This is a genomic window from Nonomuraea sp. NPDC049269 (genome assembly GCF_043197155.1).
Classification (GTDB): domain Bacteria; phylum Actinomycetota; class Actinomycetes; order Streptosporangiales; family Streptosporangiaceae; genus Nonomuraea.
Genome location: NZ_JBICSO010000003.1, coordinates 223,663 through 238,304, shown reverse-complemented (window position 1 = coordinate 238,304; position 14,642 = coordinate 223,663). Strand labels below are relative to the sequence as shown.

Genomic DNA, 14,642 nt, shown 5'->3' with positions numbered 1-14,642 from the left:
ACATTCCCCGGTAAGACCGGTTCACATTCCACCCGTCCAACATGATCGTGGCCCCCAGAGCACACAATTATGGACGGATGATCCGTTTTGGGAAAGAGCATATACTTTATCTCTTACGTCGCCCGTGCAAGAACGTGACAAGCCTGATCAGCCGCTCAAGCTCCGCGGGCCCTCTGCTGAACGAGGTCAGGTTCATGCCGGGCATGGCGAACCGCTGTCGGCTGATCGCTTTGGGCCTGGCGAACTCCCGCAACCCGTCGGCTCCGTGGATGCGCCCGAAGCCCGAATCGCCGATCCCGCCGAACGGCAGCGCGGGCACTCCGGCGAATGAAATGACCGAGTTGACGGCCGTCATCCCGGTGCGCATCAGCCGGGCCAGTTCCATGGCCCGGCGCGCGTTGCCGGAGAATACGGTGCCTGCCAGCCCGTACGCCGAGGCGTTGGCCAGCTCCAGCGCCTGCTGCGCGTCGCGGGTGCGCCGTACGGTGATGGTCGGGCCGAACGTCTCCTCGCGCACCGCGGGGGAGTCCTCCGGGACGTCCTCGACGATCACCGGGTCCACGTACGGCGCGCGCACCGAGTCTGGGCCACCTGTCACGACTTTTCCGGACTTGGTGGCGTCGTCGATGTGGCGCCGGATGATGTCCAGTTGGCCCGGCATGGTGATCGGGCCGTAGTCCTCGCCCGCCTTGACCGTGGCGACCCGGGCCGACAGCTCGCGCATGAAAGTTTCATAGACGGCGTCCACGACGTACACCCGCTCGACACCCACGCACGTCTGCCCGGCGTTGGACATCGCTCCCCACAGACAGGCGTCGGCGGCGGCCTTCAGATCGGCGTCGGCGTCGACGATGAACGCGTCCTTGCCGCCGCACTCGGCCACGATCGGCGTCAGGTTCTCGGCGCAGGCCGCCATGACCCGCTTGGCCGTGGCCGTCGAGCCGGTGAACGCCACCTTCTTGACCCGCGGGTCCTTCGCCAGCAGCGCGCCCGTCTCCCCGAGCCCGGTCACGGTCTGGAACACCGGCTGCTCCGGCACCGACTCGGCGAACAGCTCCGCCAGCCGCACCCCGACGCCGGGGGTGAGCTCGCTGGGCTTGAACACGACCGCGTTGCCGGCCGCGAGCGCGTACGCGATCGAGCCCATCGGCGTGAAGACCGGGTAGTTCCACGGACCGATCACGCCGACCACGCCCAGCGGCAGGTATTCGAGCGTGGCGGCCAGGTTGAGACCGATCATCCCGGTCGAGACGCGGCGCCGCCCCAGGACCTTGACCGCGTTGCGGGCCGCCCAGTCGAGGTGCGTGATCGCCAGCACGATCTCCAGCGTGGCGTCGCCGACCGGCTTGCCCGTCTCGTCGTGCACGAGCCCGGCCAGCTCCTTGAGGTGCTGGGTGAGCACGGCCTTGTAGTCGAGCAGGCGGCGTCGGCGCTCGGCGGGGGCCAGCCCGGCCCACCAGGTCGCGGCCTGCTCGGCCCGGCCGACGGCCTCGCGCACGGCGTCGGCGGACTGCTTGGGGTGACTCCCGACGACCTCGCCGGTCGCCGGGTTCAGTGAGTCGAACGTCAGCGTGGTCATGGCGTCACCATAGACCGGTAAGCCATCGCTTACTAGCGTGGGACGTCCGCCAGCCACGTCCCGTGGAAGCCGGCCGGAACCCGCTGGGGCAGCCGGACCGACGCCACGTCCGACAGGTCGGTGGCGTCGAGTACGAGCAGCTCGGAGCTCTCGCCCGTGGTGACCACCGACAGCAGCCAGCCCTCGTCCTCGGCCCGCGCCCCCTCGGCCGCCACGAACACCGCCTCACCCGTGTCGTCGCCGGTCTCCCTCGCCTGGGCCGCGCCGGTCCGGTGGTCGTACTTGACGATGGAGCGGGAGTTCTCGCCCACCGTGTAGAGGTAGCGACTGGCCCGGCCGAGCAGGGCGTCGTTGAACGTGGGGAACTCGATGCCCCGATCGTCCTGCGCCTCCTCCTTGACCGAGCCGGACGCCGGGTCGAGCGTCCACCGGTGCAGCGTCGCGGTGGCGATCGTGGCCGCGTGCCTGGCCGGGTCCCCGGTGTTGCCGATGCGCGCCCACAGTCCGGTGAAGTCGGCTTGCGCGTAGCGGGCGGCGTTGAGCACGATCCGGCCGTCCGCGTCCTCCCAGGCGTTGCCGACATGGAAGACGTAGCACGGGTCGACGTCGAACCAGCGGGTCGGGCCGCCCTGCCGGGGCGTCACGCCGATCCGCGCGCCGTATCCGTCGTCCCAGGCGTACGGCATGCCCGTGCGCCCGGCCTCGAACACGAAGGGCAGGTCGAGCCAGATCAGGTAGTGCTCGGTGACGGCGAAGTCATGCATCATCGTCGACTTCGGCACCTCGATCTCCCGGCTCTCCACCAGCTCGCCGTCCGCCGACAGGCGGTGGTAGGTGACGAACGGCGGGAAGTATCCGTAACCGAAGAAGTGCAGCTCCCCGGTGACCGGGTCCTCCTTGGGATGCGCGGTCATCGCCGTGGCCAGCCGCCCGCCGAAGTCGTACGGGCCGACCGTGGCCAGCTCCGGCGTCAGCTCGTGCGGCAGGCCGTTCTCGACGAGCGCGAAGATGCGGTCGGCGTGCCTGATCACGGAGGTGTTGGCCGAGACGGCGGCCCTGTCGAGGCCGCTCTCGCCGATGAAGGGCGCGTTGTCGGTGAACTTCTTGGTGCGTACCCACCGGTTGCGGTACCACTCGGCCCGCCCCCGGTCGAGCCGTACGCCGTGCAGCATCCCGTGGCCGGCGAACCAGTGGCCGGGATCCTCGCCCGGCCTCGGGTTGGGGCCGTTGCGGAAGTATCGCCCGGTCAGCTCGGCGGGCAGGGCGCCGGAGACGGGCAGGTCGTACGCCTCGGTCTCGTCGGAGACGGGGGCGAGGTTGCCGCTCAGGTAGAAAGGCGTCGTCATATCACGCTCCAATCTTGATATGTCAAAACTAGAATGTCTAGCTGTGACATGTCAACACAGGAACGTCGTCCGCGTATCAGAAGAGCGTGGGGTTCTCCGGTTCGATTCCGCGCAGCGTGTCGTAGTCGAGGGTGACGCAGTGAATGCCCCGGTCGGCGGCCAGCACGCGGGCCTGGGGCTTGATCTCCTGGGCGGCGAAGACGCCGCGGACCGGGGTCAGCAGCGGGTCGCGGTTGAGCAGGTCCAGGTAGCGGGTCAGCTGCTCGACGCCGTCGATCTCGCCGCGGCGCTTGATCTCGACCGCCACCGTCGCGCCGAGCGCGTCACGGCAGAGGATGTCGACCGGGCCGATCGCCGTCATGTACTCGCGGCGGATCAGCGAATAGCCGGGGCCCAGTGTCGTGATGTGCTCGGCGAGCAGCTCCTGCAGGTGCGCCTCGACGCCGTCCTTGATCAGGCCGGGGTCGACGCCGAGCTCGTGGCTGAAGTCGTGGAGGATCTCCTCCATCGTCAGGACCAGCTTCTCGCCGGACTTGCCGTGGGTGACGGTCCAGGTCTCGCCGTCTTCCTTGAGCTTGCACGGCGGGTTCATCCAGTTGAGCGGCTTGAAGGCGCGATCGTCGGCGTGGATGGACACGCTGCCGTCCGCCTTGATGAGAATGAGCCTTGGCGCCATCGGCAGGTGAGCCGTGAGCCGTCCGATGTAATCCACGCTGCATCGCGCGATGACCAGCCGCATGACGGCCAACCCTACCGGCTCTGGAAAACTGGACGCATGGCGTTCGAGATGGTGGGAGTGGCCGGCTTCGGCATGACGGGGGCGGGAGGCGCGGAGAGGCCGGCGCGGGCCGAGCCGTGAGCCCGCGCCGCGCCCGCCGCAGGGAGTCCTCCCGTCCGCTGGGCTTTCCCGGGGGCGTGGACCGGGTCGAGGAATGGCCGGACGGGGAGTGGAAGGTACGCATGCTCACCGGCTCCACCTCGACCAAGATCTACCGTTGCCCCGGCTGCGACCAGGAGATCCGCGCCGGGCAGCCGCACCTGGTGTCCTGGCCGGCCTGGAGCGGCGGTGACGACGAGCGCCGCCACTGGCACCCGGCGTGCTGGCGCAAGAGACTGGATCGCGGCCCCGGCCGCACCCGCTACTGAAACCGTCGCGGCAAGCCCCCCGCCGCAAGCCTCCCCGCGACACGCCCCCGAACATGACCCCCGTGATTTGACCACTCTGAAGGGACCGACGTTGGAGATTCGCGCGGCGACCGTGCTGCCCGCCCGGCGAGAGCCGATCGAGCTGCACACGGCCGACGGCCAGATCCTGGTCGGAGAGCTGGCCCTGCCCCTCGACCGGCCACCCGTGGCGACGCTGGTCACCTTCCACCCGCTGCCGACGCACGGCGGGTTCATGGACAGCCACGTCTTCAAGAAGGCCGCCAACCGCCTGCCCGCCCTGGCCGACCTGGCCGTGCTCCGCTTCAACACGCGCGGCACCACCTCCGATCGCGGTACCTCCTCCGGCACCTTCGACGGCGGGGAAGGGGAGCGGTTCGACGTGGCGGCGGCGCTGGAGTACGCCGAATACCACGATCTGCCGCACGTGTGGGTGGTCGGCTGGTCGTTCGGCACCGAGCTGACGTTGAAGTGGGCCCGCGACCCGCTCGTCGAGGGCGCCATCCTCCTCTCGCCGCCGCTGCACCGTGCCACGGACGAGGACCTGGACGCGTGGGCCGGGTTCGGCCGGCCGCTGGTGGCACTGGTGCCGGAGTTCGACGACTACCTGCGGCCCGAGGAGGCCAAGCGGCGGTTCGCGCGGGTGCCGCAGGCCGAGGTCATCGGGGTCGACGGGGCCAAGCACCTGTGGGTGGGCGAGCCGTACGTACGCATCGTCCTGGACGAGATCGTCCGCCGGGTGAACCCGTCCGCCGCTCCGCTGCCCGTCAACGTCTGACCTGGCGATTTTTTTCAGACATAGCGCAATATTTGACGAAATTCGGCAGAGATCTAGACGAACCGCTTCTCCCGGGTGACAATCCGATCGTCAATTGAAGATCGTGGAGACGCCGGGCGAGCTCGACCTGCGCGGTGTCCCCAGCTCGGTACCGGCGAGGGTGAATGCGCGTAGTTCGTGGGCTGGTCGTGGTGATGTTGGCAGGGGCGGTAGCGGCAGCGCCCCTTGATCATCTGGACGCCGTCGCCAGTGCGCGGCAGAAGAGTACGGACGCCGGCCTTCGACAACAGAGCAAGAACGCGGCACCGGGGGAGGAGCCCGCGCTCGCTCTCGCCCGCCGGACCGGCAAGCCGGTCGAGGTGGAGGCGATGCGCACCGAGACCCGCCAGGTCTTCGCCAAGCCGGACGGCACTTTCACCCTGGAGCAGTACACCCGGCCGGTGCGGGTCCGCCGGGCGGGCGCATGGGTGGCCGCGGACGCCACGCTCCGGTTACAGCCCGACGGGTCGCTCGCACCGGTCGCCACAGCGGTGGGACTCAGCTTCTCGGGCGGTGGGACCGCACCGCTCGCCCGGATGAACCGCGGCGGCAAGACACTGGAGCTCGCCTGGCCCGGGCAACTGCCGAAGCCGGCGCTGAGCGGTGACACCGCGACCTACCCCGAGGTCCTGCCCGGCGTGGATCTCCAGGTGAAGGCGGACGTCGACGGCTTCTCACATCTCCTCGTGGTCAAGTCGCGGGCGGCGGCCGAGAACCCGGCCCTGGCCGAGCTGAGCTTCCCGATCAAGACCAGCGGGCTGTCGATGAAGTCCACCCAGGGCGGCAACCTCGAAGCGAACGACGCGAACGGCGGCACGATCTTCACCGCCTCGCCGCCGATGATGTGGGACTCCTCCGGATCCTCGGCCGCGCACACGCTCGCCGCCGGGGAAGGCTCGCCCGCGGACGCCCGGCACGAGGTGATGGGCCTCAAGCTGGTCGGCAAGAAGCTGGTGCTCAAGCCGCACCGGGGCATGATCGAGGACCCGGCGACCCGCTATCCGATCTACCTCGACCCGTTCTTCTCGGCGGCTCGCGGCGCGTGGACGTCCGTCTGGAGCAACAACCCCACCTCCAACTTCCTGAACGCCAACGACGTCGCCAGGGCGGGACACGTCTCCGGGCAGACCAACCGGTCCTTCTTCCAGATGGCCACCGGCACGACCATCCACGGCAAGCAGATCATCAAGGCGACGCTGCGTACGTACGAGACCTGGTCCTACTCGTGCACCAAGCGGCAGGTCGAAGCCTGGTCCACCGGCGCGATCAGCAAGACCACCACCTGGAAGGTCCAACCGGCCTGGAACAGGATCCTGTCCACGGTGAACGTGGCGAAGGGCTGGGGATCGGCCTGCCTGCCCGGCGGCGTGGAGTTCGACGTCACGTCCATGGCGGTCGAGGCGGCCGCCAAGAAGTGGTCCACGATGACGATCGGGATCCGGGCGACGAGCGAGACGGACAGCTACGGCTGGAAGAAGTTCAAGAACAACCCCAGCCTGGTGATCGAGTACAACTCGCTGCCGTCCGCGCCCGTCGCCGCCGACGCGTGGTCGGACCCGGGAGGCGGCTGCCTGTCCGGTGACGCGCGGCCGGTCATCAGCGGTGCGGCGCCGAAGCTGTGGGCCAAGCTGCGTGACGTCGACAACTCGGTCAGAGGCCGGTTCGAGTGGTGGAACGCGGCCGGCGTCAAGGTGGGCGAGTACGTCACCGGGCTGGCGAGCACGGGTAGCGCCTTCTACGCGCAGATCCCCGCGGGCGCCTACGCCGACGGCTCGCTGATCCGCTGGCGGGTCCGCGCCGAGGACGGCAAGGCCGACAGCGCGTGGGGCCCCTGGTGCGAGGCCACGGTCGACGCCTCCGCGCCCGGCAAGGAACCGGTTGTGACGTCCCCGCAGTACCCCGAGGGCGGCTGGAACGACGGCGTCGGCCGGGCCGGCTCCTTCACCTTCACCGCCAACGGCGTCTCCGACGTCGTCACCTACGTCTACGGCCTCGACACCACGCCGAAGACGGAGGTCGCGGCCGACCAGTCGGGCGGGACGGCGACGATCCAGCTCACTCCACGTCATGACGGCCCCAACGTGCTGTCGGTACGCAGCAAGGACCGCGCGGGACAGCAGGGCCCGATCCGCACCTACCTGTTCAACGTCAACGCGGGCACCGGCCCCGACGGCCACTGGACCCTGGACGAGGGCCAGGGCACCGTCGCCGCCGACGGCACGGGCGCCCACCACGCCACCCTGTCCGGCCAGGCCACCTGGACCACGGGCCGGACCGGGCTGGGGCTGCGCCTCGACGGGACAGGCGCGCACGCGCTGACCAACGGCCCCGCCGTGTCCACCCAGCGCAACTTCACCGTCACCGCCTGGGCGCGGCTGACCAGCACGAACGCCACCGCGACCGTGGTCAGCCAGGACGGCGCGCGGGCCGGCGGCTTCGCGCTGCAGTACTCCAAGGCCGACGACCGCTGGGCCCTGAGCCGTACGGTCGCGGACGCCGACGGGGCGCAGAGCGTGCGCGCGCTGTCGGCGGCGGCGCCGCGGCTCGGTGAGTGGACCCACCTCACCGGCGTCTACGACTCGGCCGCCAAGGAGCTGTCGCTGTACGTCAACGGCAGGCTGGAGTCGACGGCCCCCTTCACCCAGCCGTGGGACGCGACCGGGTCACTGGCGATCGGCCGGGGGAAGGTCAACGGGGCCGGGGCGGAGTTCTGGCCCGGTGACCTCGACGAGGTCCGCGTCTACGGCCGGGCGATGTTCGCCGACGAGGTCGCCGACCTGGTGAACAGCGCCGCGACGCTGGTCGGGCACTGGAAGCTCGACGAGGAGTCCGGCACGCTCGCCGCCGACTCCTCGGGCCGGGCCACCGCCGCGACGCTGGCCGGCGCCGCCACCTGGGGCGAAGGCTGGCTGGACGGCGCGCTCGCGCTCGACGGCGTCAACGGCCACGCACAGGCCGGCGCGCCCGCCGTCAACACCAAGGCCGGGTTCACCGTCGCCATGTGGACCCAGCTCGACTACCTGCCCACCCGCGACGCCGCCGCCGTCTCCCAGTCCGGGACCAGGGCCAGCGGTTTCCAGCTCGGTTTCGACAAGGAGCAGGGGCGCTGGGTCCTCGGCATGGCCGCCGCCGACACCGACACCGCCGCGCTGGTGCGTACGCGGTCCGACGCCGTACCCGCGCCGCTGGAGTGGACCCACGTGGCCGGGGTCTACGACCCGCTCGCGGGTGAGCTGCGTGTCTACGTCAACGGCCGCCTGTCCGACAGCACCATCACCGACCACGTGAGCGCGTGGAACGCCACCGGCCCGCTGCAGCTCGGCCGGGCCAAGACCGCGGGCGTCTTCGCCGGCTACTGGCCGGGGACCGTGGACGACGTCCGCACCTACGACGGTGTGCTGAACGCCGAGCAAATCTCCCAACTAGCCGCCCAATAACCCCCCAAAAGACCGGGAGAGGTCGGAAAAAATGGATCAGCCGAGTGGGTTAGACCTGCCGGATTCGTACTGGAATCGTTTACAGCAACCACTGAAACGGTCGTCATGGCCCCGGCGGCTGGCAGCCACCCTGTCCGTCGTCATGGTCAGCACGCTGGTGTCGGCGATGCCCGCGCAGGCCGCGGGCCGCTCCGCCCCGACCGTGCAGAAGGAGACCCCGGTACGCGGGCAGAAGGTCCCGGTGCTGCCCGCCCAGGCTGATCCGGCCCAGAAACAGGCGTGGAAGGCGCCACCAGGCATCACCTGGCCGAAAGCGCAGACGGTCGAGCTGACCGTGACCGGCGACGCGCAGGCCAAGACGCTGGGCGCCACCACCTTCCCGATCCGCCTGGCCGCGCCCAAGGCGGGGACGAAGACGGCCAAGGCGGCCACCCCCGACCCGGCCCGCGTCGAGCTGCTGGACCCCGCTCAGACGCAGAAGGCCGGACTGCTCGGCCTAGCCCTGCGGGTCTCACCTGGGCAGGGACTGACGGCCAAGAGCGGGAAGACCCGCCTGGCGATCGACTACTCCGGCTTCCGCTACGCCTACGGCGGCGACTACGGCGCCCGGCTGCGGCTCGTCCGGCTGGACGAATGCGTCCTGACCGCCACCGCGACCGGCTGCCCGCGGCCGGAGCCGGTGCCCGGCGACAACGACACGAAGGCGGGCACCCTGACCGCCGACGTGGACATGCCCGCGCTGTACGCGCTGGCGGCGGCGCCTTCCGGGTCGTCCGGCGACCATGGAGCCACCTCGCTCGCCCCCTCGGCCCAGTGGAGCGTCGGCGCCCAGTCGGGTGACTTCAGCTGGGGATACGAGCTGCGAGCGCCGCCCGCGCTGGGCGGTGACGAGCCGGACCTGTCGATCGACTACTCCTCCCAGAGCGTGGACGGCCGCACCGCCTCCACCAACAACCAGCCGTCCTGGGCGGGTGAGGGCTTCGAGCTGAACCCCAGCGGCTACGTCGAGCGCCGTTACAAGTCCTGCATGATCGACGGCAAGAAGACCGGCGACCTGTGCTGGGACCAGGAGAACGCCACCCTGTCCCTCGGCAACTCGGCCGTCGAGCTGGTCAAGGACGCCACCACCAAGCAGTGGCGCCCCAAGCGCGACGACGGCACCCGGATCGAATACCTCACCGGCGCCGTGAACGGCGACAACAACGGTGAGTACTGGCGCGTCACCGCGGCCGACGGCACCCAGTTCACCTTCGGCCTGAACCGCCTGCCCGGCTGGGTCACCGGCAAGCCGGAGACGAAGTCGGTCCAGACGGTGCCGGTCTTCGGCAACAACAGCGGCGAGCCCTGCTACAACAGCACCCCGGCCAACGCCTGGTGCCAGCAGGCCTACCGGTGGAACCTCGACTACGCGGTGGACACCCACGGCAACGCCACCACGTACTGGTACGCGCTCGAGAACAACTACTACGGCCGCAACATGAAGCCCGAACTGGGCACCCTGTACGCGCGAAGCGGCTACCTCACCCGCATCGACTACGGCTACCTCAAGGGCGAGCTGTTCACCAAGGCGCCCGCGGCCCGCGTGGTCTTCGACGTGGCCGAGCGCTGCCTCCCCAGCGGAACGATCACCTGCGCCGCCGCCGAGCTCAAGAAGGAGACCGCGAGCAGCTGGCCGGACGTCCCGTTCGACCAGATCTGCGACTCCGGCGTGAAGTGCACCGACCGCCTGTCGCCGACGTTCTTCACGCGTAAGCGGCTGGCCAAGGTCACCACCCAGGTGCTCAACACCGACACCGCCAAGTGCGCGGGCGCGCAGTACTGCCCGGTGGACTCCTGGACGCTGACGCACCAGTTCCCCGCCACGGGTGACGGCCTCAGCCCGTCGCTGTGGCTGGCGTCGATCCAGCAGAGCGGCCTGGTCGGCGGCACGATCACGCTGCCCAAGGTCACCTTCACCGGTGTCCAGCTGCCCAACAGGGTGGACGCCAACGAGGGTCGCGCCCCGCTCGTCAAGTGGCGCGTTCAGGCGGTGAACAACGAGAGCGGCGGCGAGCTGCGCGTCAACTACGCGCCGGCCGACTGCAAGCCGGGCGACCTGCCGGCCGCCGACAAGAACAACCGGCGCTGCTTCCCGCAGCGCTGGGCCCCGGCGAACGAGGCCGAGGTCACCGACTGGTTCCACAAGTACGTGGTGACGCAGACGGTGGAGGCCGACCGGGTCGCGGGCTCGCCGAACGTGGTCACCGACTACGAGTACCTGGACGGCGGCGCCTGGCGCTACGCCGAGAACATCCTCGTCAAGCCCGAGCACCGGACGTGGTCGGACTGGCGCGGGTTCGGCCGGGTACGGGTGCGCGAGGGCGACGGCCAGGACACCAAGCGCACGCTCACGGAGTTCAGGTACTTCCGGGGCATGGACGGCGACAAGCAGGCCGACGGCACCAAGCGTACGGCCGAGGTGGTGGACACCGAGGGCGTCAAGCTGGCCGACCTCGACCAGTTGTCCGGGTTCGAACGCGAGGAGATCCTCTACGACGGTGACGGCGGGTCCATCCTGACCGCGACCGCCGAGGAGCCGTGGTCGCTCAAGACCGCCGAGTCCACGCAGGGCGGCGTCACCAAGGCCGCGTACGTGGTCGAGCCCAAGTCCATGGTCACCCGCACCGCGTTGAGCGGCGGCAAGTGGCGGCGTACCGGCGAGGAGCGCGCGTACGACACCAAGGGCCTGCTCACCCAGGTGGAGGAGAAGGGCGACCTGGCCAGCACCGACGACGACCAGTGCACCCGCTACACCTACGCCCGTGACGACACGGCCTGGCTGATCGACTACACCAGCAGGATCCAGAAGGTCGCCGCGGGCTGCGGCACCGGCGTGGCCAAGCTGGCCGCCGAAGAGGTGATCTCCGACCAGCGGGTCCAGTACGACAACAAGGCGTACGGCCAGGCCCCGAGCAAGGGCGACGTGACCGCGGTCCAGCTCGTCACCGGGGACGGCACGGCGAGCACCGACAGCACCCACACCTACGACACCTACGGCCGCGAGACCAGCGAGACCGACGCGGTCGGCACCAAGTCCGTCACCACCTACACCCCGGCCGCGGGCGCCCCCGCGACGGAGATCGTCGAGACCAACCAGCTCGGCCACGTCGACCGCACCCTGCTCGAACCGGCCTGGGGCGAGCCCATCGCCGAGGTCGACGCGAACAACCGCCGCGTCGACATGGAGCACGACGCGATCGGCCGCCTGGTCAAGGTCTGGCAGCCCGACCGGAGCAAGTCGGCGGGGCAGTCGCCCAGCACCGAGTACTCCTACCAGATGCGCAACGACGGTCCCAGCGTCGTCACCACGAAGACGCTGCGCGCGGACGGCTCCTACACCACCAGCTACGAGCTGTACGACGGCCTGCTGCGCGAGCGGCAGACCCAGGAACCCGCGCCCCTCGACACCCAGACGCAGGACCCCGCGCTGCGTGAGGGACGCACGATCACCGACACCATCTACAACTCGCTCGGTGAGACGGTCAAGTCCAACACCGGCTACTTCGCCACCGGGGCGCCCTCCACCGAGCTGCTCGCGGTGGCCGACGCCGACGTGCCGACCCAGGTCGTGTCGACGTTCGACGGCACCGGAGACGTCAGCGCCCAGGCCCTCAAGGCGAAGGGCGTGGAGAAGTTCCGGGTGTCCTCCACACAGGAGGGCGACCGGATCCACGTGACGCCGCCGCCGGGCGGCACCGCGACGACCCGCATCGGCGACGCCGAGGACCGCCTCATCGAGCTGCGCCAGTACAAGGGCGCGACCCCGACCGGCGAGTACGAGTCCACCAAGTACACCTACGACCACGCGGGACAGCTGTCCACGGTGACGGACCCGGCGGGCAACGTGTGGCGCCACCACTACGACCTGCGCGGGCGGGAGATCAAGACCGAGGACCCCGACAAGGGCGTCACCACGATGACCTACAACGACGCCGACGAGCTGCTCAGCACCACTGACGCCCGCGGCAAGACCCTGTGGTACGTCTACGACGAGCTGGGCCGCAAGAAGGAGATGCGGGCGGACTCCGCGACCGGCACGCTGCTGGCCGAGTGGAAGTACGACGCGCTGGCCAAGGGCCACCTGAACGCCAGCATCCGCTACGTGGGCGGGCAGGCGTACAAGGCGGAGATCAACGCCATCGACACCAGCTACCGCACGCTGCGCCAGACCGTCACCGTCCCCGAGCGGGAGGGCAAGCTGGCCGGTTCGTACCAGCTCAACACCCGCTACACGCTCGACGACCAGGTCCAGTCCGTCAGCTTCCCCGCCGGCGGCGGCCTGGCGGAGGAGTCGGTCGTCTACTCCTACGACGAGCTCAGCCAGCCGACCAAGGTCACCGGCCTGTCGTCGTACGTGACCGCGACCCGCTACTCCAAGCTGGGCGAGACCCTGCAGTACGAGCTGGGCGCCGGAGGCAAGAAGACCTGGCTCACCTACACCCACGACGAGTCCACCCGCAGGCTGACCAGGATGCGGCTGGACAGGGAGAGCGCCACCGCGGCCGACCTCGACCTCAACTACACCTACGACGCGGTGGGCAACATCACCAAGATCGCCGAGCAGGCGAGCGGCCAGGACACGCAGTGCTTCAAGTATGACCATCTGCGCCGCATGACCTCGGCCTGGACGGCCACCGACGGCTGCGCCGCCGGCACCCCGCAGTCCGACAAGATCGGCGGCGTGGCCCCCTACGCGGTCAGCTACAACTACGACGCCACCGGCAACCGGATCAAGGAGACCAAGCACGCCTGGGGCGGCGCACCCGAATCCACCCGCACCTCCACCTTCCCGGCGGCGGGCGCCAAGCAGCCGCACGCGCTGCAGGCCGTCGGGGCGGACGTGTTCGCCTACGACGAGGCCGGCAACACCACCAGGCGCAAGGTCGGCAATTCAGACCAGACCCTGGTCTGGGACGCCGAGGGCAACCTGGAGTCGGTGACGGAGGCGGGCAAGAGCACCTCGTTCGTGTACGACGCGGACGGCGAGCGGCTGCTGCGCAAGACCACGACCGACGCCACCCTGTACGTCGACGACATGGAGCTGCGCTTCGACTTCGCCAAGGACGCGGTCGAGCAGACCCGCTACTACACCATCAACGGCGAGGCCATCGCGGTCCGCACGCCGGACAACCAGGTCTACTTCCTGGCCAACGACCACCAAGGCACCGCGCAGGCCGCGGTGAACGCCGGGACCGCGGCGGTGGCCATCAGGAGGATGACGCCGTTCGGCGAGGACCGGGGATCGCCGCCACAGTGGTGGCCAGGACAGCGCGGGTTCGTCGGTGGCGGGAACGACCCGACGACCGGGCTGGTCCACCTCGGCGCCCGTGAGTACGACCCCAAGAACGGCCGCTTCATGTCGGTCGACCCCATCATCGACGAGGAGGACCCGCAGCAGCTCAACGCCTATGCCTACGCCAACAACAGCCCCGTCAGCATGAGTGACCCCGACGGGCAGCTGTTCTGGATCGTCGTCGGCATCGCGGCCAGGATCGCGGCGCGGATCATCGCCAGGAAGCTGGCGCAGGCGGCCGCCAGGCGGGCGGCGTTGGCGGCGGCACGGGCGGCGGCAAGGCGCGCGGCCATCGCGGCGGCCAAGCGCAGGGCTGCGGCACTGGCCAGGAAGAAGGCCTTGGAACTGGCCAAGAAGAAGGCGGCTGAGGCGGCCAAGAAGAGGGCCTTGGCGGCGGCCAAGAAGAAGGCCGCGGAGAAGATCAGAAAGGCCGCGGCTGCTGCGGCGAAACGACGGGCCGCCGCGGCGGCGAGAAGGGAAGCCAGGAGGAAGGCCGCTGAGGCGGCGGCGAAGAGGCGGGCCGCGGCGGCGGCCAGGGCACGCAACCACCGGGCCGGCCGGCTCCCACGCGGCATCCAGCAGGCGCGGCAGCGCCCGGCACACCGGCCGACCAGCCAAAGAGCGGTACAGCGGCAGTCGCCGCCCAAGGCGAGCCGGCAGCCGGCACAGCCAAGACCGAGCCAGGTCTACCGCAACGACGGCAGCACGCAGCAGACCCAGTCCTACACCGTCTACGGCAACGGCCGGATGTACCCCGAAGGGAGACCCCCGACGCGCCTCCCAGATCGCGCCGGCTCCGGAAGTGCGGAGAAACAGCTCTGGAAGAATGAGGAGATCGAGCTGACCAAGAGGTCTGGCGCGATCGCCGAACTGGGCGCCCGAAGTCAGAAGATCGTGGACAACATCGTCGACACCATCGACACTCTGTTGGGCGGGCTGGGATAGCACCTCTCTCCTGCCGATGACG

At 69.9% G+C, this 14,642-nt stretch carries 7 protein-coding genes; 4 read left to right on the top strand and 3 right to left on the bottom strand.

The annotated features are described in order from the left end of the window. Positions 1-106: 106 nt before the first annotated feature. From ACGFNP_RS18800 to nucS, 3 genes are all read right to left on the bottom strand, one after another. Complete coding sequence (locus tag ACGFNP_RS18800) at positions 107-1,579, bottom strand: aldehyde dehydrogenase family protein (protein WP_393320029.1); 1,473 nt, start codon at positions 1,577-1,579, stop codon at positions 107-109. Between the two features lie 32 nt (positions 1,580-1,611). After that, positions 1,612-2,925, bottom strand: a complete 1,314-nt coding sequence (locus tag ACGFNP_RS18795; protein WP_393320026.1) for a carotenoid oxygenase family protein — start codon at positions 2,923-2,925, stop codon at positions 1,612-1,614. A 76-nt stretch (positions 2,926-3,001) separates the two neighbouring features. Continuing rightward, positions 3,002-3,664 carry an endonuclease NucS gene (gene nucS / locus ACGFNP_RS18790; RefSeq protein WP_358317131.1) on the bottom strand — a complete coding sequence of 221 codons (663 nt, stop codon included), beginning with the start codon at positions 3,662-3,664 and terminating at the stop codon, positions 3,002-3,004. Positions 3,665-3,780: 116 nt separating this feature from the next. On the opposite strand from nucS, the gene ACGFNP_RS18785 reads away from it, so the two are divergent. The 4 genes from ACGFNP_RS18785 (at position 3,781) to ACGFNP_RS18770 (ending at position 14,620) form a co-directional block, all read left to right on the top strand. After that, positions 3,781-4,071 (top strand): ATP/GTP-binding protein, encoded by a 291-nt coding sequence (locus ACGFNP_RS18785; RefSeq protein WP_393320023.1) that lies wholly within the window; start codon positions 3,781-3,783, stop codon positions 4,069-4,071. Positions 4,072-4,162: 91 nt separating this feature from the next. Then, positions 4,163-4,867, top strand: coding sequence for an alpha/beta hydrolase (locus ACGFNP_RS18780; protein WP_393320020.1), 705 nt, complete (start codon positions 4,163-4,165; stop codon positions 4,865-4,867). Between the two features lie 164 nt (positions 4,868-5,031). Further along, positions 5,032-8,343 (top strand): LamG-like jellyroll fold domain-containing protein, encoded by a 3,312-nt coding sequence (locus ACGFNP_RS18775; protein WP_358317137.1) that lies wholly within the window; start codon positions 5,032-5,034, stop codon positions 8,341-8,343. Positions 8,344-8,485: 142 nt separating this feature from the next. Next, positions 8,486-14,620 (top strand): RHS repeat-associated core domain-containing protein, encoded by a 6,135-nt coding sequence (locus ACGFNP_RS18770; protein WP_358317139.1) that lies wholly within the window; start codon positions 8,486-8,488, stop codon positions 14,618-14,620. Positions 14,621-14,642: the final 22 nt, after the last annotated feature.

Excerpts from the sequence above, each read along its gene's own strand:
- ACGFNP_RS18795 (WP_393320026.1), bottom strand. The coding sequence starts at position 2,925 with ATGACGACGCCTTTCTACCTGAGCGGCAACCTCGCCCCCGTCTCCGAC.
- nucS (WP_358317131.1), bottom strand. The coding sequence starts at position 3,664 with ATGCGGCTGGTCATCGCGCGATGCAGCGTGGATTACATCGGACGGCTC.
- ACGFNP_RS18770 (WP_358317139.1), top strand. The coding sequence starts at position 8,486 with ATGGTCAGCACGCTGGTGTCGGCGATGCCCGCGCAGGCCGCGGGCCGC.
- ACGFNP_RS18775 (WP_358317137.1), top strand. The coding sequence starts at position 5,032 with ATGCGCGTAGTTCGTGGGCTGGTCGTGGTGATGTTGGCAGGGGCGGTA.
- ACGFNP_RS18800 (WP_393320029.1), bottom strand. The coding sequence starts at position 1,579 with ATGACCACGCTGACGTTCGACTCACTGAACCCGGCGACCGGCGAGGTC.